This window comes from Glycomyces sp. NPDC048151 (assembly GCF_043202775.1).
In the GTDB taxonomy this organism is placed as follows: Bacteria; Actinomycetota; Actinomycetes; order Mycobacteriales; family Micromonosporaceae; genus Glycomyces.
The window spans coordinates 96187-113605 of the sequence record NZ_JBIDBB010000007.1; the positions used below are offsets into that span (position 1 = coordinate 96187).

The window sequence follows — 17419 nt, forward strand, 5'->3', positions numbered from 1 at the left end:
AGGAGGCGGCATGCTGGCGCAACAGCGACAGAGCCGGATCGCCGAACGCGTCCACCGGACCGGTGCGGTCCGCGTTGCGGAACTGGTCGAAGAGTTCGGCGTGTCCGACATGACCATCAGGCGCGACCTCGAGACCCTCGCCGACCGCGGCCTCGTCGCCAAGGTCCACGGCGGCGCGACCGCCGTCGACTTCGGCTCCACCACCGAGCCCGGCTTCGCCGTCAAGCAGGTCCGCCAGGAAGCCGAGAAGCAGGCCATCGCCGACGCCGCGGCGACCCTGGTCGGCCCCGGCCAGGCCATCGCCCTCTCGGCCGGGACCACCACCTGGACCCTCGCCCACCGCCTCACCGACGTCCCCGACCTCACCGTGGTCACCAACTCGGTCCCCGTCGCCGACGTCTTCTACCGCGCCGGCCGCGCCGACCAGACCGTCATCCTCACCGGCGGCGTCCGCACCCCCTCGGACGCGCTCGTCGGACCGTTCGCGGTGGCCTCCCTCGAGAAGGTCAACGTCGACACCGTCTTCCTCGGCGTCCACGGCATGTCCCTGCGGGCCGGGTTCACCACCCCGAACCTCCTCGAGGCCGAGACCGTCGCGACCCTCGCCGCGAAGGGTCGCCGCCTCGTGGTCGTCGCCGACCACACCAAGTTCGACGTCGTCGGCATCGCCACGATCGCGTCCATCGACGACGCCGACGTCATCGTCACCGACTCCCTCCTCGACGAGGAGGCCCGGCGCCAACTGCGCGAACACGTCGACCAGGTCGTGCTCGCTCCGGTTCCGGCCGAACACCACGGCCCCGGGAAACGCACGAACACCACCGAGAAGAGACCATGACCGACTTCAACATGGAGTCCGGCGACCTCGCCGACGGCCGCCAGATCCTCTACTACTCGACCGGGCCGGGCACCGGCCGCGCCGCCTACGCCGACAAGCGCGACCTCGGCGACCGCGTCAGCGCCGGCGAACTGCGCTACGACGTGCTCCGCGACGAGTGGGTGGCCGTCTCGGCCGGGCGCTCCGGCCGCCCCAACCTGCCCGTCGCCTGCCCGCTCTGCCCGAGCGAAGGCGACGAGCTCACCGAGATCCCCGCCCCCGACTACGAGGTCGCCGTCTTCGAGAACCGCTTCCCCAGCTTCGGCGGCTTCGCCGAGCCCGGCCCGCTCGCGCCGACCGAGACCCCCGCGAACCTCGAGAGCTCGGTGCCCGCCTCGGGCCGCTGCGAGGTCGTCGTCTTCTCCGACGACCACGACTCCTCGCTCGTGGACCTCAGCCCCGAACGCGTCGCCCTCATCGTCCGCGCCCTCGCCCAGCGCACCGCCGAGCTCTCCGCGCGCGGCGACATCGCCCAGGTCTTCTGCTTCGAGAACCGCGGCGTCGAGGTCGGCGTGACCCTCCACCACCCGCACGGCCAGATCTACGGCTACCCGTACGTGACCCCGCAGACCCGCAAGTACCTCGCGGCCGCCAAGCGCCACAAGGAGACCACCGGCCGCGACCTCTTCGACGACATCATCGCGTCCGAGTCCGCCGGCCCGCGCGTCATCGCCGAGAACGACCACTGGATCGCCTTCACGCCGTACGCGGCGCGCTGGCCCTTCGAGGTCCAGGTCTACCCGAAGGCCCGCTTCGCCGACCTGGCCGAGCTGCCCGAGGAGTACATCGACGCGTTCGCGCCGCTCTACCTGGAGATCCTCAAGCGCTGCGACGCCGCCTACCCGGGCGAGCAGATGCCGTACATGGCCGGCTGGCACCAGGCGCCGGTCGGCGAGGACCGCGAGTGGGGCCGCCTGCGCCTCGAACTCGTCTCGATCCGCCGCGGCCCCGGCCGCGTCAAGTTCCTGGCGTCCTCGGAGTCCGTGATGGGCGGCTGGGTCCACGACCTGGGCCCCGAGACGTCTGCTGACATTCTCAAAGGAGCACTGTGAAGTACCTCGTCACCGGCGGCGCCGGTTACATCGGTTCGATCGTCGCCACGATGCTGCTCGAAGCGGGCCACGACGTGGTCGTGCTCGACAACTGCTCGACCGGCGACGCCTCCCGCGTCCCGGCCGGGGCGCAGCTCGTGCAGAAGGACGTCCGCGACGCCCGCGAGGTCCTCGACGCCACCTTCGACGGGGTCCTGCACTTCGCGGGCCTCATCGCCGCGGGCGAGTCGATGGCCAAGCCGGACATCTACTGGGAGGCCAACACGGCCGGAACGTTCGCACTCCTCGACGCCATGCGCGAGGCGAACGTGAAGACCCTCGTGTTCTCCTCCACGGCCGCGGTCTACGGCAACCCGCTCGAGGTCCCCATCAAGGAGGAGGCCGTCAAGGCCCCCACCTCTACCTACGGAGCCACGAAGCTCTCCAGCGACATGGCGATCGCCTCCGAGGTCACCGCCTACGGCCTCGCCGCGGTCTCCCTGCGCTACTTCAACGTCGTCGGCGCCTACGAGGACAAGAGCGGTGTCTGGCACGGCGAGAACCACGAGCCGGAGACGCACATCATCCCGATCGCGTTCGAGGCCGCCGCCGGGAAGCGCGAGTCGTTCGGCCTGTTCGGCGAGGACTACCCGACCCCGGACGGCACCTGCGTCCGTGACTACATCCACGTCGCCGACCTCGCCGACGCGCACCTCCTCGCGCTCAAGGCCGCCGAGGCCGGGGAGCACAAGATCTACAACCTCGGCAACGGCAACGGCTTCTCCAACAAGGAGGTCGTCGCCACCGTCAAGAAGATCACGGGGGTGGACTTCCCCGTGACCATCGGCCCGCGCCGCGCCGGCGACCCGGCCGAACTCGTCGCCTCCTCGGAGCGCGCGCACACCGAACTCGGCTGGAAGCCCAGCCGGGACACCCTCGACCGCATGGTCGCCGACGCCTGGAAGTACTACCAGCATGCCCACTCCTGACCTCCACGCCGTCGAACTCGCCGAGACCGCCGCGGCCGCTTTCCGCGACGTCTTCGGCGCCGAACCCGAGGGGACCTGGGCCGCGCCCGGCCGCGTGAACCTCATCGGCGAGCACACCGACTACAACGAGGGCTTCGTGATGCCCTTCGCGCTGCCGTTCTACGCGGCGGTCGCGGTCGCGAAGTCGGACTCCTGGGAGTTCCACTCGACGTACGGCGAAGGCTCGACGGTCCGCTCCGACTCCCTCGAAGGCGTCGAGGGCTGGGCCGCCTACCTCGCCGGGACCGCCTGGGCGCTGAACGAGTCGGGCTACCCGGTCGGGCCGGTGCGCGTCGCCGTGAACTCCGACGTGCCGCACGGCGCGGGCCTGTCGTCCTCGGCCGCGCTCGAGTGCGCGGTCCTGATCGCCCTCGCGGACCTGTACGGCCACGAGATCGACCGCGCCGAGGCCGCGCGCATCGCGCAGAAGGCCGAGAACGAGTACGTGGGCGCGCCCACGGGCGTCCTCGACCAGTCCGCCTCGCTGCTGTGCACCGAGGGCAACGTCATGTTCCTCGACTGCCGGGACTTCTCGCGCGAGCAGGTCCCGTTCGACCTGGCCGCCGAGGACCTGGTCATGCTCGTGATCGACACGCAGGCCCCGCACCGGCACGTCGACGGCGAGTACGGCCTGCGCCGTGCCGACTGCGAGGAGGCGGCCCGCCAGCTCGGCGTGCCGTTCCTGCGCGACGCGCCGAAGCACGCGAAGCTCGACGACGAGCGCCTGAACCGGCGGATGCACCACATCCTCACCGAGAACGAGCGGGTACTGAAGACCGTTGAGATCCTCAAGCGGGGCAACGTGGCCGGGATCGGCGACCTGCTCACCGCCTCGCACGTGTCGCTGCGCGACGACTACGAGGTCTCCTCGGTCGAGCTCGACTCGGCCGTGGACGCGGCGCTCGGCGCGGGCGCCCTGGGCGCGCGCATGACCGGCGGCGGGTTCGGCGGCAGCGCGATCGCGCTCGTCGAGTCGGCCGCGGCCGCGAAGGTCGAGGCCGCGGTGCTGGAGGCGGCGGCCGCGAACGGCCTGCCGACCCCGCGCGTCTTCGTGGCCCGCGCGGCCGCGGGAGCGCACCGCGTCAGCTAAGTGAATGCGAACGGCCGGGTCCTGCGGGGCCCGGCCGTCCGCGTCGAAGGCGTCAGTCGCCCGGCTGTTCTTGCACTTCACCGCACCAGTCCCGCACTGACCGGGCGGTCACGAGCGCGATGACGCCGCAGTGGAGGAGCACGGCCAGGAGGCACGCCCCGGAGGCCTGCGAAGCGATCGCGGCGTCGAGTCTGAACGCGGCGACGGTCCCGACCAGGCTGGCCGCGACGGCTCCGGTCTCGATGAGCACCGCCGCCTTCCGCGCCCATTCGCGCGCCTGCAGCAGTTGCGCGGCGACGACCGCGTGGAGCGCCGCGAGCGTGCCGAGCACCAGGGCGATCACGGCCTCGGCGGTCACGCCCGCCCTGCCGTCGTCGGCGGTCAGGTCGAACACGAGCACGACCGCGGTGAACAGGAAGCCGACGCCCAAGGCGGTGGCGAAGAGCCACAGTGCGGCGACGGCCGCGAACCCCGGTCCGGGGATCGGGTCCGGGTCGGGTGCGCGCGGCTCGTCGTCGAGATCGGGGACGGAGAGCGGATCGGCCATCGCGGGCCTCCTCAGGGATGGGGGTCCACCTAGGATATTCCGCGCCGTCGATGCCGCGGGGCCCGTGTGACCGGGGCTCGGGTCGGGCCGCTCGCGCAAGGGGTCGTCGGGTCCTCTGGAATACTCCGGCGCATGGAATTCGTCCACTTGCTGCTGCGCTACCTCCATCTGCTCGGGTTCGCGGCCGTCTTCGGCGGCTGGCTCGTGTCCCTGCTCTCCAAGAGGTTCAACTTCAACTCGGCGATGCTGTACGGCATCGCGACCCAGCTCGCTACCGGCATCGTCCTGTACGGGATCGCGAGCGCCGACGGCGACGCGAACCACGCCAAGCTCGGCGTGAAGTTCCTGCTCGCCCTCCTGCTGGGCGTCATGATCGCGATCCCGGTGTGGAAGAAGCGTGAGAAGGTCGCCGCGGGGCACTTCTACGCGACGGGCGCGCTCATCGCGGTGACCGCCGGGGTGGCCGTCTTCTGGACGTAGCGGGCCACCGGGAATTCACCCACTTGTGACCGTTCGGAGGCGCCCGGAGCTGCAATCGCGCCGTAGCCCGGGTGAAACACCAGTTCACCGCTGGATCTCAGTCATAGGATGTTTCGGTAACGAAATCATCAAGGTCGGTGTCAAAGGCCACCGACTGCGGCCATGATTATGCGGGTATCGACTTACCCCTTGGATTGTCAAAGGAGACCGAGATGGCTGTCAAGCCGTTCAAGCTGGCCCTGGCGGGCTTCTCCGCCGTCGGCCTCGCCGCCCTTGCCGCTTGCGGCCAGGCCCCGTCCGAGAACGGCAGCGGCGACAACGCCGACGCTTCGTTCAAAGCCTGCATGGTCACCGACTCCGGTGGCGTGGACGACAAGTCCTTCAACGAGTCCTCGTGGGCCGGCATGGAAGCCGCCGCCGCCGAGAACTCGGACATCGAGGTCGAGGTGAAGGAGTCCTCCTCCGAGACCGACTACGACCCGAACCTGCAGGCCACGGTCGACGACGGCTGCAACTTCGTCGTCGGCGTCGGCGGCCTCATGACCGAGAACGTCAACACGATCGCCACCGCGAACCCGGAGATCCCGTTCGCCACGGTCGACGGCTTCTCCGAGGTCGCGAACGTCTACTCGATCCAGTTCGACACCGCGCAGTCGGCGTACCTCGCCGGTTACGTCGCCGCCGCGCAGTCGCAGACCGGCAAGGTCGCGACCTGGGGCGGCATCCAGATCCCGCCGGTGACCATCTTCATGGACGGCTTCGCCGAGGGCATCGCGAAGCACAACGAGGACAAGGGCACCAACGTCGAGCTCCTCGGCTGGGACGAGGCGGCGCAGACCGGCACGTTCATCAACGGCTTCGAGGACGCGGCCGCGGGCAAGAGCACCTCGGACACGTTCATCAGCCAGGGCGCGGACATCCTGTTCCCGGTCGCCGGCCCCGCCGGCATCGGCGCGCTGACCGCCGCTTCGGAGAACCCCGACGTCTCGGCCATCTGGGTCGACACCGACGGCTTCGAGTCCACCGAGTACGGCGCCGAGATCATCACCTCCGCTGAGAAGGGCCTGGAGACGGCCGTGAAGGACGCCGTCCTCGCCGCCTACGACGCCGCCAACGGCGGGGAGGCCATCTCGGGCTCCTACGTGGGCACCCTGGAGAACGGCGGCGTCGGTATCGCCCCGTTCCACGACTTCGACTCCGCCGTCTCGGCCGACACCAAGGCCGAGATCGAGGCGCTGACCCAGCAGATCATCGACGGCACCATCGTCGTCGAGTCGCCGGCCAGCCCCGCCGCCTCGTAGCCGAGTGGATCGAAGCTAAGGACACGAATTGCGACTCGAACTGAAGGGCCTGACGAAGAAGTTCGGCTCGTTCACCGCCGACGACGACATCGACCTCGTGGTCGAGCCCGGGCAGATCCACGCCATCCTCGGCGAGAACGGCGCGGGCAAGTCGACGCTCATGAACATGCTCTACGGGATCCTCACGCCCACCAGCGGCGAGATCCTCATCGACGGGGAGCCGGTCTCCTTCACCGGTCCGGGCGACGCGATCGCCGCCGGGATCGGGATGGTGCACCAGCACTTCAAGCTCGTCGGGCCCTTCAGCGTCGCTGACAACGTGCAGCTGGGCCGGGAGCACACCCAGGGTCTGGGGGTGCTCTCGGCCAAGGCCGCGCGCCAGGCCGTACGCCAGGTCTCCGAGGAGTACGGCCTCAAACTCGACCCCGACGCGATCTGCGAGGACCTGCCCGTGGGCGTCCAGCAGCGCGTCGAGATCGTCAAGGCCCTGTCGGGGCCGAAGACGGAACTGCTCATCCTCGACGAGCCGACCGCGGTGCTCACGCCCGCGGAGATCACCGAGCTCCTGCAGATCATGCGGAACCTCGCCGAGTCCGGCACGTCGATCCTGTTCATCTCCCACAAGCTCAAAGAGGTCCAGGCCGTCGCCGACACCATCACGGTGATCCGGCGCGGCAAGGTCGTCGCCGAGCTGGAGCCGACCGCTTCGGAGGCCGAGATGGCCTCCGCGATGGTCGGCCGCGCCGTCACGCTCCAGGTCGACAAGTCCCCGGCCGAGCCGGGCGAGGCACGACTCGAAGTCAAGGACCTCACCGTCGTCTCCGACGCGGGCGTGAAAGTCCTCGACGGGCTCGGACTCACCGTCCACTCGGGCGAGATCGTGGGCCTGGCGGGCGTCGAGGGCAACGGCCAGACCGAATTGGCCCGCTCGATCCTCGGCCTCATCAAGCCCGACGAGGGCAGCATCGCCATCGACGGCAAGGACGTGCACGGCACGGGCCCGGCCCACCGCATCGCGGACGGCCTGGGCTACATCCCCGAGGACCGCGGCCGCGACGGCGTCATCAGCGAGTTCACGGTTGCCGAGAACATCGTCCTCAACCAGTACCGGGACTCGCCGTTCAGCAAGCGGGGCGCGGTGAACGCCGCGGCCGTGCGCAAGCGCGCGGTCGACTCGATCGCCGAGTTCGACATCCGCACGCAGTCCCCGGACGAGCCCGTCTCGTCGCTGTCGGGCGGCAACGCGCAGAAGGTCATCATCGCCCGCGAGTTCTCCCGGCCCCGCCGGTTCCTCGTCGCGGCGCAGCCGACCCGCGGCGTCGACGTCGGCGCGACCGAGTTCATCCACTCGCGCCTGGTCGCCGAGCGCGACACCGGCACCGGGGTCCTGCTCATCTCGTCCGAACTGGACGAGATCTACGCCCTGGCCGACCGCATCGCCGTGATCTACAACGGCCGCATCGTCGGCGAGGTCGCCCCCGACACGCCCCGCGAGGTGATCGGCCGCCTCATGGTCGGCGCCGACATCGCACCCGAGACCGAGGCCGACACGGCCGAGACCGACGAGGAAGCCAACGGAGGTGACCGATGAGCACGGATACGAAAGCCCCGGCCGCCGACCAGCCTGAGGCGGGCGAGACCCCCGAAGCGAAGCCGAGCTTCATGCGCCTCTTCGGCCGCTACCTGACCGAGGCCAACTCGGTCATGGTCACGATCTACTCGCTGCTGCTGGCGTTCCTCATCGGCGCGGTCCTCCTCATCGTCTCCGACGAGTACGTGCGCTCCACCTACACGTACTTCTTCGCCCGCCCCCAGGACGCCCTGTCCGCCTCCTGGTACCTCGTGCGCGACTCCTACATCGCGCTGTTCGAGGGCGCCGTCCTCAACCTGAACACGCTCGACCGCTACGCGGCCGGGACCGCCGAGTTCGGCGACCTGCTCCGCCCGCTGTCCGAGACGCTCACGTACGCGACCCCGCTGATCTTCACCGGCCTCGCCGTCGGCCTCGCGTTCCGCGCCGGGCTGTTCAACATCGGCGCCCAGGGCCAGATGATCTTCGGCATGCTCGGCGCGCTCATCATCGGCTTCTCCTTCAGCCTCCCGGCCGTGATCCACCTGCCGCTGGCGATCATCGCCGGGGCGATCGCGGGCGCCGCGTTCGGCGCCGTGCCGGGCCTGCTCAAGGCCACGACGGGCGCGCACGAGGTCATCTCCTCGATCATGCTGAACAACATCGCCGGGCTGTTCCTGGTGTGGGCCATCGGCACCGAGTTCCTCCACTCGGAGACGAAGTCGGACCTCATCACCAAGCCCGTCAACGAGACGGCCGTGATGCCGAAGCTCCTGTCGGGCCTGTCGGAGAGCCTGCGCGTGAACTGGGCGCTGCCGCTGGGCATCCTCGCCGCCGTGTTCACGTGGTGGCTGCTGTCCCGCTCGACGTTCGGGTTCCGCATCCGCGCCGTCGGCTTCAACGAGCACGCCTCGGCCACCGCCGGCATGCGCATCGGCTCGACGTACACGACGACGATGGCCGTAGCCGGTGGCCTCGCGGGCCTCGCCGGCGCGGCGCTGTCGCTCGGCGTCGGCTCCTCGGGCATCACCACGAACACGGCCCTCGAGTACGGGTTCGACGGCATCACCGTCGCGCTCCTGGGCCGCGCGAACCCCGGCGGCATCGTCGCCGCGGCGATCCTGTTCGGCGCGCTGAAGGCCGGGGCCCTGTCGGCCCAGCCTGACGTGCCGGTCGACATCTCGACGCTCCTGCAGGCGATCATCGTGCTCTTCATCGCCGCTCCCGCACTGGTCAAGGCGATCCTGCACCTGCGCACGCCGCGCGGCGGCCTGGTCACCCTCGAAGCGAAAGGCTGGTGAGCCCCATGGCAGTGGACACCATGACCTCCTCACCGGCGGTCGTCGACGAGAGCGTCCCGACCCGGTTCGCGAAGCCCGGCACGGCCTTCACCGTGCTCGGCCTGGCCCTGCTCGTCATCGCGTTCGCGGTGGTCGGCTCGGGCGACACGACCACGATCGCGTTCGACCGGACCCTCACCGACCTCGAGTGGGCCCTGCCCACGACGGTGTGCGTGGCGGTCCTCGGCGCGGTCACCGCCGCCGCGGGCGTCTGGATGCTCGCCGGGATCCCGAAGCGCCGCTTGAAGCTCGCCTCGGGGATCGCGGTCACCGCGTTCGTCCTGGGCCTCTTGTTCTGGGCGTACTCCCAGCCGGGCACGGTGTTCCGCGCGGAGTCGATCCTCGCCGGGGCCCTGTTCCTTTCGCTCCCTTACCTGTTCGGCGCGCTCTCGGGCGTCGTGTGCGAACGCTCGGGCGTCATCAACATCGGCATCGAGGGCCAGTTCCTCATGGGCGCCTTCACCGGCGTCCTGGTCGCGAACATCACCGGGAACGTCTATGCGGGTATGGTCGGCGCGATGCTCGCCGGGTTCCTCTCGACGATGCTCCTCGCCCTGCTCGCCACGAAGTACCAGGTCAACCAGGTCGTCGTGGGCGTCATCCTCAACCTGCTGGCGCTGGGCTTCACCAGCTTCATGTACGACCAGCTGAAGAAGGCCGAGGGGCTCAACAGCGCCTTCTCGGTGCCGACGATCAACTGGGGCCCGCTCGCGGACATCCCGGTGCTCGGCCCGGTCCTGTTCCAGCAGAAGATCTTCGTCTACATCGGACTCGCGCTGGTGTTCGTGGTGTGGTTCCTGCTCTACCGCACCCGCTGGGGCCTGCGCACCCGCGCGGTCGGCGAGCACCCGGCCGCCGCCGACTCCATGGGCGTCAACGTCAACCGCCTGCGGTTCTGGAACGTCGCCCTCGCCGGTCTCATCTCCGGTTTCGGCGGCGCCTGGTTCACCATCGCGAACTCGCTCGCGTTCGGCAAGAACATGACGGCCGGTCTCGGCTTCGTGGCCCTGGCGGTCATGATCGTCGGACGCTGGAACCCGCTCGGCGTGCTCGCGGGCGCGCTCATCTTCGGGTTCACCACCCAGGTCGCCCGCGACCTGGACGCCTCGGGCGGCTCGGTCGTCCCCGGCGAGTTCCTGCAGATGCTGCCGTACGCGGTGACGCTCGTCGTCGTCGCGGGCCTCATCGGCAAGGCCAAGGCCCCCGCGGCCGACGGCGTGCCGTACAACCCGGGGGACAAGTAGCCATGGCCGACATCGACTGGGAGACGTTGCGGGACAAGGCCCGCCAGGCCATGGCCAACGCGTACGCCCCGTACTCGAAGTTCCCGGTCGGTGTCGCCGGGCTCGTCGACGACGGCCGGATCGTCTCCGGCTGCAACGTCGAGAACGCCTCCTACGGCCTGACCCTGTGCGCCGAGTGCGGCATGGTCTCCGAGCTCGCGCGCACCGGCGGCGGGCGCCTGGTCGCGATCGCCTGCGTCGACGGCCAAGGGGAGCCCCTCACCCCCTGCGGCCGCTGCCGCCAGCTGCTCTACGAGCACGGCGGCGCCGAGTGCCTGGTGGACGCCGCGCCGGAGCCGACGACCGTGGGAGCCCTGCTCCCGGGCGCGTTCGGCCCCGAATACCTGTAGGGCGAGGGCGGGAACAGTGCCAATTTATGGCTCGCAAGCAGCGCCAAGACTGTCCCGCCCTCCTCGAATTCCATTGTCTGTGAGGGAAACCCAATGATCACCGCTGTAGACGTCATCCGCACCAAGCGCGACGGCGGCGAACTCTCGACCGCCCAGATCGACTGGGTCATCGACGCCTACACCAAGGGCGTCGTCGCCGACGAACAGATGTCGGCCCTCGCCATGGCGATCTTCCTCAACGGCGCGCAGCCGCGCGAGATCGCCGACTGGACGGCCGCGATGATCCGCTCCGGCATCACGCTCGACCTCTCCGCGGTCGGCAAGCCCTGTGTCGACAAGCACTCCACCGGCGGCGTCGGCGACAAGATCACCCTCCCGCTCGCCCCGCTCGTCGCCGTCTTCGACGTCGCCGTCCCGCAGCTCTCCGGCCGCGGCCTCGGCCACACCGGCGGCACCCTCGACAAGCTCGAGTCCATCCCCGGCTTCCAGGTCGACATGACCGAGGCGAGCGTCATCGAGCAGCTCAAGGACATCGGCGCGGTCATCTGCGCGGCCACCGGCGACCTCGCCCCGGCCGACAAGAAGCTCTACGCCCTCCGCGACATCACCTCCACTGTGGAGGCCATTCCGCTCATCGCCTCCTCGATCATGTGCAAGAAGATCGCCGAAGGCGCGGACGCCATCGTCCTCGACGTCAAGGTCGGCTCCGGCGCGTTCATGAAGGACTTCGCCCAGGCCCGCGAACTCGCCGAGACCATGGTCCGCCTCGGCAAGGACCACGACGTCGACACCCGCGCGCTCCTCACGGACATGTCGATCCCGCTGGGCCGCACCGCCGGTAACGCCCTCGAAGTGCGCGAGTCGGTCGAGGTCCTCGCCGGAGGCGGCCCCGAGGACGTCGTCGAGCTCACGGTCGCCCTCGCCAAGGAGATGCTCGCCGCTGCCGGACAGCCCGACGCCGACCCCGCCGCGGCCCTCAACGACGGCCGCGCGATGGACAAGTGGCGCAAGATGATCACCGCCCAGGGCGGCGACGTCGACGCGCCGCTCCCGGTCGCCCGCGAATTCGAGGAGATCAAGGCCGACGCCGACGGCTTCGTGTCGGAGATGGACGCCTACGCGGTCGGCGTGGCGGCCTGGCGCCTCGGCGCGGGCCGCGAACGCCAGGGCCAGCCGGTCCAGTTCGGTGCGGGCATCGAGATCCTCAAGACCGTCGGCGAGCCCGTGCAGCAGGGCGAGACCGTGTTCCGCCTCCACACCGACACCCCCGAGCGCTTCGCCGCCGCGAAGGAAACCCTCGAGGGCCAGTGGAAGGTCGGCGCCGAACCCGCAAAGCGCGGCCCGATCATCCTCGACCGCATCGTCTGACACCACACGCACACCGTTAGGGCGGCAACGCGAAAGCGTTGCCGCCCTTCGCGTTACGACTCTGCGCGCCGCTCGGCGCGCCAAGCCCACCAGCTGACCAGCGCCAGTCCGACGGCCCACAGGACGACGGCGACGAGTGCGTCGCCAGCGGTGTCGGGGTCGACCCAGTCGAGCATCTGATACGCCAGAAATCCGCTGAACGCCCCGGTCGCCAGCGCCCCTTTGACCCGGTTCCCCGCCGACGCCGCCGCGAAGAAGATCAGCAGCCCCAGCGGGAAGGCGGCCAGGCCGACGGCGATCGCGGTCACCAGTGCCGACCACGGAGCCCGATCGGCGACCGCCAGCCAGGCAGCCAGCGCCAGTGTCGCGACATTCAGCAGCCAGAACAGGAAGCCGCGCAATCTGATCGACGAGTCGGACTCGACGTATTCAGGCGATCCACGATCCATGCACCCGACGCTAACCATCCGGCCCGGGACCGGTCCCGAAGCCGACTTCCCTGCCTTCCGCTACCAGGACCGGCGCCGCTGCTCGGCCTCGGCGACGGTGAGCAGCGCCTGAGTCCGCTCTGAACCGGACTTCATCGTGAGGGCCAGCTGCTCGGCGCGCCCGGGCGCGGATCTGCAGAATTCCTCGACAAGTGCGCTCTGCGCCCGCAGCAGTTCATCTTGTCCGCCGATCATCGCGATGAACTGCTCGGCCCTGCGAGGGTCGTCAGCGGCCAAGGCTGTCGCCGCGCGCTCGAAATGCGTGTCCCGGTCCTTCCAGTCGTCGGGCAGTCCCTCCGCGATCCTCTCGGCCTTCCTAGGCGCGATCGAGGCCCAGCCGACCATGACCTCGGCGAGCAGCGCGGTCCGCCGGTCGGCGTCGTCCTCGGCGCTCGCTGAGGCGCACAGTTCGGCCTGTGAGAGCAGTCGGGACGCGCGAAGCGGCACGGAGCCGATCTCGATGTGTGCGTTGGCGATGTCGCACAGCAGCGAGCCTTTGAGATAGTCGTTGTCCATCTGGCCAGCGGTGATTTCTGCCCTGGTGAGCAGCTCCTCCGCCTGGGCCGGAAGGGCCAGACCCGCCATGCACAGTGCGGAGACCCGGGCGTAGGCGCATTCGGCTGTGTCCGGGATGGTGAGAGCGATCAAGGCTGCCCAATCCGGATCGTCTTTCACGATGGTTTGCACGATCGAAAGCAGCGTATGGCCGCGGCGGTATTCGTCGTCGATGGTGGCCGCGACCTCCGCAGCGCGGTGCGGCGCGAACGCGGCAATCGCCTCGGCAGCAGTCGCAATGACGCTGGACTTATACGGCGACTCGGGCAGCGATGCCACAAGTTCCAGCGCCCGTTCGGGATCGACCTCGGCGACGCCGTCGTATACGTCGGTCGCCACCCGCTCGGCTTTCTCGCCGGTGGCGAGATCGCGGACAAGTCGCGCGATCCGGTCCGGCGACGTCGCCGCGAACACCGCGGCGACCTTCGAGATCGCGAGCGACTGGCTGAGCCCGTTCTCCGGCATCGACCTGATCAGCCGCACCGCATGGTCGGGATCGATCGCCGCGAAGGCCTCAGCGAGGTAGATCAGCTCGTTCGCCTCGGCGACTTCATCGAGGATCGACAGCACGAGACGCTCGGCCGCATATGCGATGGGCCTGGCCGTCACGGCATCGACGGCCGCGGCCTGCTTGGCGACCCGAATCAGGCCGCGGCGCATGCGGTCCTCATCGGAGTCGATCCGCAGGAGCCGACTGGCGGCTACGGGCGCGGTGGCGACGAGCGCATCAGCCGCGTGGGAGAGCCGCCACCGTTCCTCCTCTGCAACGTGATCGACGGCCCGTTCGACCATTGTGATGAGATGTTCGGCCTGCGCTGGCGAAGGGCCGGGCGAGGTCTGCAGCGCATCGAGCAGGGCATTGAACAGCTTGACCCAGTCGGCATGGGATCGGCAGCGTCGCTCAGCGATTTCGAGAAGACGATGGCCGATAGGGGGATCGATAGCGAGCATTGCGGAGCCGCCGCAGGTGATGTCCTCGATGGGGAGTCGTTCAAAATCGCTCTCGTGAAGCATGTGGCCGTCGAGGCTGAAGAACCGCTGAGCGGTGGAGGGCGCGAATCTCGCCATCCGCAAAGCCGCTTCAGCCTGGACCGGCGTCCAGACCGCCTGATCCGGTTGGTTCCAAAGCAGGGATTCCAGGTCTTCGATGAGGTCTCCCCAAATATCGGGGGCGATCTGATTGAGCGCCCTCGCGACTCGGGCGAGAGGCGCGATATCCGCTGGAGGCTCCGGTATCTCGGCGCTGCACTGGATCTCAAAGAGCCGCACTAGCAACTGCGTCTCCCTGTCTCCATACCCGTCTTTGCAAGACGCGATGGCCTCCTGCAGGATCTGCTGCGCCAGAACGAGCTCCGAATCAGGCAGGGCAGCAGCGATGGCGAGTTGGGCGCCGGTTCGCTCGGCGCTCCCGAAAGTGAACCGTTGCGCGAACTCGATCGCCGCGCGGGCATCTATCCTCGCGAGCCCGGCGCACAGGGCCTCGACCACTATGAACTGTTCGCGGCTTTGGGGAAGCCGCTTGAGTACCGCCTTCGGCCACCGATCGTCGAGCTGAGCTGCCGCTTCGAAGACTTCGCGCAAGCGCTCGCTCGGGTCCTTGTCGTTCTCATCATCTTCCGACAGCGCGGATGCAACAGCTTCGTTGAGCAGCCTCCAGAGGTGGGTGCGCGGCTCCGGGAGGTGCAGGCCCAGTGATGAAGACGGCGAGTCTCGATCCGCCGTGGGCCCGGGAATGTTGAACTCGCCGAGGTCCGTACCGGTCATGACGTGTTGGATGAAGTGACCCGATTCGGCGGTCGGCGGTATCGACGGTTCCGAAGCGGGTACGGATCGGCGGGCGAGGACGATCGAGCCGGTTCCGTCGAAGTAGAACTGGGGGCGGGAGGTTCCGGCAGGCCTGAGTTCGGTCTCCAGGTAGTCGTAGAGGTCCTGGGCGGACAACTGGCTCTCGGTGGGGGCGAATCGGAGGCCGGTGACCAGGACGTTGGTGAACGGGCTGGTGCCGCCGGGACCGAGGGCGTCGAGGGCGAGTTCGGTGGCGCTGGCGCTGGTGATCACGCAGCGGCCGTTGCCCGTCGCTTTGACCTTCAGTTCGCCGCCGCGGAAGGCGCCGCTGTGGCAGCAGTCGAGGATCGTGACCGTCGCTGCCGCTGGCGATTCCTGAATCAGAGCGTCGATGTGCTCCTTGTACTGCAGCGAGGTCACTCGGAGCCTGCTCACGAGGGTGTCGCTGGTGCACAGGTGAAGTCGGCCCTGCAGATCGAGCTTGCCGTGGCCGCTGTAGTAGAGGAGCAGTACGTCGTCCCTTGTGGCCTCTTCGATGTAGAAGCGGTAGAGCTCCTCGCGCAGGTTCGAATGGCTGCGGTCGATGTGCGTTTCGATGTCTTCGGTGGCGAACATGCCCGACTGGGGGTCGGCCAGGGCCTCGCAGAGGGCGTCCACGTCGGCGCGAGGCCCTTGGAGTTTCGGGAGTCCCTGCGGGTCACGCCTGAACACGGCGTTGCCGATGAGGAGGGCCCGGTAGCGGCGGTCGGGCATCAGCGGCCTTCGATCATCCGGCCGATCGACTCGCTGAGCGCGGTGAGCGACTGCTGGTCGATGTTCTCGCCCGTGAGGGTGAAACGCCGCTCCTTGCCGTCCTCGTCGGTCCACGTCGCGGTGATGGTCCGGGTCTTGTCGCGGCCGAGCCAGGCGCGGATGACCTCGACTGCGGCGACGAGCGCGCCGGAGGTGCCGAGCGCCAGGATCACGTCAACCGCAGCGCCCTTGGTGCCCGAGGCGGTCTCAGATCGTATTGCGACAGAAGCGGTCTCACTGCTCAGCTCAGTGTGGAGGGCGGCGACTTCGCGTCGCCATTGGGGGCTGTCGGGGGCGTATTTGGCGGTCTCCGTGGAGATCGCGACTTCGACGGTCGGGGACATGTCCACCTCTCAGACGAGTGTCGCTCAATGATATTTGCCCGCCGCCCAACGTGGAGGACCGGCGATTCCCGCCAAGATGAAGATTTGTTTCACTGGAGGACTTCTCAACGAAAGATTTCTCCGATATGGTTCCGTTACTCGACAATTGTCGCGTCGATCACCCCTCGGTGCGAAGCTCCAGGAAGGGACCAACAGATGACCTCCGAAGCAACACCCGACACCCACTCCCGGCGCACGCTCCTGCGCCGCGCGCTCATCGCCGCAGGCGGGATCACCGCCGCCACGGTCCCCGCCGTCTTCACGGCAGGCGCCGCCGAGGCCGCAGCGGTGGTCGACATGGAACTCGTGCTCGTCGCCGCGATGGTCGACCCGCCGAAGTCCGGCACCGGCACCACACTCACCGCCGGACCCCACGTCAAGGTCGTCGAACAGGCACTCGACGCCAAGAACTTCCTCGCCGCAGGCTCCGTCGACGGCCACTACGGCACCACCACCGTCACCGCCTACGCCAACTACCAGAAGTCCCTGGGCTACACCGGACTCGACGCCAACGGCATCCCCGGCCCGACCTCACTCACCAAGCTCGGCACCGACACCGGCCTGTACACCGTCACCCGCCCGATCAACGTCGGATCGAGCACCGACACCTACGGCGGCAAGCGCGTCAACACCCGCACCAAGAACATGCTCGCCGCGGCCGACGGCAAACTCTCCTGGAGCATCACCCTCACCCAGGGCTCCTACACGACCGGCAACCCCAGCTCCGCCGGAACGCACGACGGCGGCGGCGTCGTCGACATCGCGGTCAGCTCCATGACCACGACGCAGCGCTGGCAGACCGTCAAGGCCCTGCGCGACGTCGGGTTCGCGGCGTGGCTGCGCACCCCTGAGCAGGGCTTCACCTACCACATCCACGCGAATGCGGTGGGCGACACGGACATGGCGGGCGTCGCCCAAGCCCAGGTCCACGACTACTTCTACGGCAAGAACGGCCTCGCCAGCCACGCTGCCGACAACACCCCGGACGCCTACAAGGGCGCCTTCACCTGGTGGGAGAAGTACAAGCGCGGCTAGGCAACACGCCCGCGAGCCGGGCGCGATGCGAGACTGCACGCACCGCGCCCGGCTCGCGGTCACCTCCGATGACGCGAATCACCGCAAACCAGCGGAATGACCGCCGCTGCGCGCTC

The 17419-nt window shown here is 69.0% G+C and carries 16 protein-coding genes; 12 read left to right on the top strand and 4 right to left on the bottom strand.

Going from position 1 to position 17419, the window contains the following annotated elements:
- Positions 1-10: 10 nt before the first annotated feature.
- From ACGGCP_RS17895 to galK, 4 genes are read left to right on the top strand one after another with little or no spacing between them, the layout of a single operon-like run.
- Positions 11-838 (top strand): DeoR/GlpR family DNA-binding transcription regulator, encoded by an 828-nt coding sequence (locus ACGGCP_RS17895; protein ID WP_392967447.1) that lies wholly within the window; start codon positions 11-13, stop codon positions 836-838.
- Positions 835-1929, top strand: coding sequence for a galactose-1-phosphate uridylyltransferase (gene galT, locus ACGGCP_RS17900; RefSeq protein WP_392967448.1), 1095 nt, complete (start codon positions 835-837; stop codon positions 1927-1929). The genes ACGGCP_RS17895 and galT overlap by 4 nt, the downstream gene beginning before the upstream one ends.
- On the top strand, positions 1926-2897 hold the full coding sequence (gene galE, locus ACGGCP_RS17905; protein WP_392967450.1) for a UDP-glucose 4-epimerase GalE: 972 nt from the start codon (positions 1926-1928) through the stop codon (positions 2895-2897). Before galT ends, galE begins: the two co-directional genes overlap by 4 nt.
- Positions 2884-4026, top strand: a complete 1143-nt coding sequence (gene galK / locus ACGGCP_RS17910; protein WP_392967452.1) for a galactokinase — start codon at positions 2884-2886, stop codon at positions 4024-4026. Before galE ends, galK begins: the two co-directional genes overlap by 14 nt.
- A gap of 52 nt (positions 4027-4078) precedes the next feature.
- Here galK and ACGGCP_RS17915 read toward each other — a convergent pair whose 3' ends face one another.
- Complete coding sequence (locus ACGGCP_RS17915) at positions 4079-4573, bottom strand: hypothetical protein (protein WP_392967454.1); 495 nt, start codon at positions 4571-4573, stop codon at positions 4079-4081.
- Positions 4574-4705: 132 nt separating this feature from the next.
- Here ACGGCP_RS17915 and ACGGCP_RS17920 point away from each other — a divergent pair, with 132 nt between their 5' ends.
- The 7 genes from ACGGCP_RS17920 to ACGGCP_RS17950 all read left to right on the top strand — a co-directional run bounded on the left by ACGGCP_RS17920 (position 4706) and on the right by ACGGCP_RS17950 (position 12265).
- Entirely contained in the window at positions 4706-5053 is a 348-nt protein-coding gene (locus ACGGCP_RS17920; RefSeq protein WP_392967456.1) for a hypothetical protein, read from the top strand.
- 212 nt (positions 5054-5265) lie between these two features.
- Positions 5266-6354 (top strand): BMP family protein, encoded by a 1089-nt coding sequence (locus ACGGCP_RS17925; RefSeq protein ID WP_392967458.1) that lies wholly within the window; start codon positions 5266-5268, stop codon positions 6352-6354.
- Between the two features lie 28 nt (positions 6355-6382).
- Positions 6383-7945 carry an ABC transporter ATP-binding protein gene (locus ACGGCP_RS17930; RefSeq protein WP_392967460.1) on the top strand — a complete coding sequence of 521 codons (1563 nt, stop codon included), beginning with the start codon at positions 6383-6385 and terminating at the stop codon, positions 7943-7945.
- A complete protein-coding gene (locus tag ACGGCP_RS17935; RefSeq protein ID WP_392967462.1) occupies positions 7942-9225 on the top strand; it encodes an ABC transporter permease in 1284 nt (427 codons plus the stop codon). The genes ACGGCP_RS17930 and ACGGCP_RS17935 overlap by 4 nt, the downstream gene beginning before the upstream one ends.
- A gap of 5 nt (positions 9226-9230) precedes the next feature.
- Positions 9231-10508 (top strand): ABC transporter permease, encoded by a 1278-nt coding sequence (locus tag ACGGCP_RS17940; RefSeq protein WP_392967464.1) that lies wholly within the window; start codon positions 9231-9233, stop codon positions 10506-10508.
- Positions 10509-10510: 2 nt separating this feature from the next.
- Complete coding sequence (locus tag ACGGCP_RS17945; RefSeq protein ID WP_392967465.1) at positions 10511-10897, top strand: cytidine deaminase; 387 nt, start codon at positions 10511-10513, stop codon at positions 10895-10897.
- A 93-nt stretch (positions 10898-10990) separates the two neighbouring features.
- Positions 10991-12265 carry a thymidine phosphorylase gene (locus ACGGCP_RS17950; RefSeq protein ID WP_392967467.1) on the top strand — a complete coding sequence of 425 codons (1275 nt, stop codon included), beginning with the start codon at positions 10991-10993 and terminating at the stop codon, positions 12263-12265.
- A gap of 53 nt (positions 12266-12318) precedes the next feature.
- On the opposite strand, the gene ACGGCP_RS17955 is transcribed toward ACGGCP_RS17950, so the two are convergent.
- The 3 genes from ACGGCP_RS17955 to ACGGCP_RS17965 are packed head-to-tail and all read right to left on the bottom strand — an operon-like array spanning position 12319 to position 16229.
- Positions 12319-12714, bottom strand: coding sequence for a hypothetical protein (locus ACGGCP_RS17955; RefSeq protein WP_392967469.1), 396 nt, complete (start codon positions 12712-12714; stop codon positions 12319-12321).
- Between the two features lie 60 nt (positions 12715-12774).
- Positions 12775-15846 (bottom strand): caspase family protein, encoded by a 3072-nt coding sequence (locus tag ACGGCP_RS17960; protein WP_392967471.1) that lies wholly within the window; start codon positions 15844-15846, stop codon positions 12775-12777.
- On the bottom strand, positions 15846-16229 hold the full coding sequence (locus ACGGCP_RS17965; RefSeq protein ID WP_392967473.1) for a hypothetical protein: 384 nt from the start codon (positions 16227-16229) through the stop codon (positions 15846-15848). Before ACGGCP_RS17965 ends, ACGGCP_RS17960 begins: the two co-directional genes overlap by 1 nt.
- A gap of 195 nt (positions 16230-16424) precedes the next feature.
- Here ACGGCP_RS17965 and ACGGCP_RS17970 point away from each other — a divergent pair, with 195 nt between their 5' ends.
- The gene (locus tag ACGGCP_RS17970) at positions 16425-17303 is read left to right on the top strand and encodes a peptidoglycan-binding protein (RefSeq protein WP_392967475.1); all 879 of its coding nucleotides are present in this window, start codon (positions 16425-16427) and stop codon (positions 17301-17303) included.
- Positions 17304-17419 lie beyond the last annotated feature (116 nt).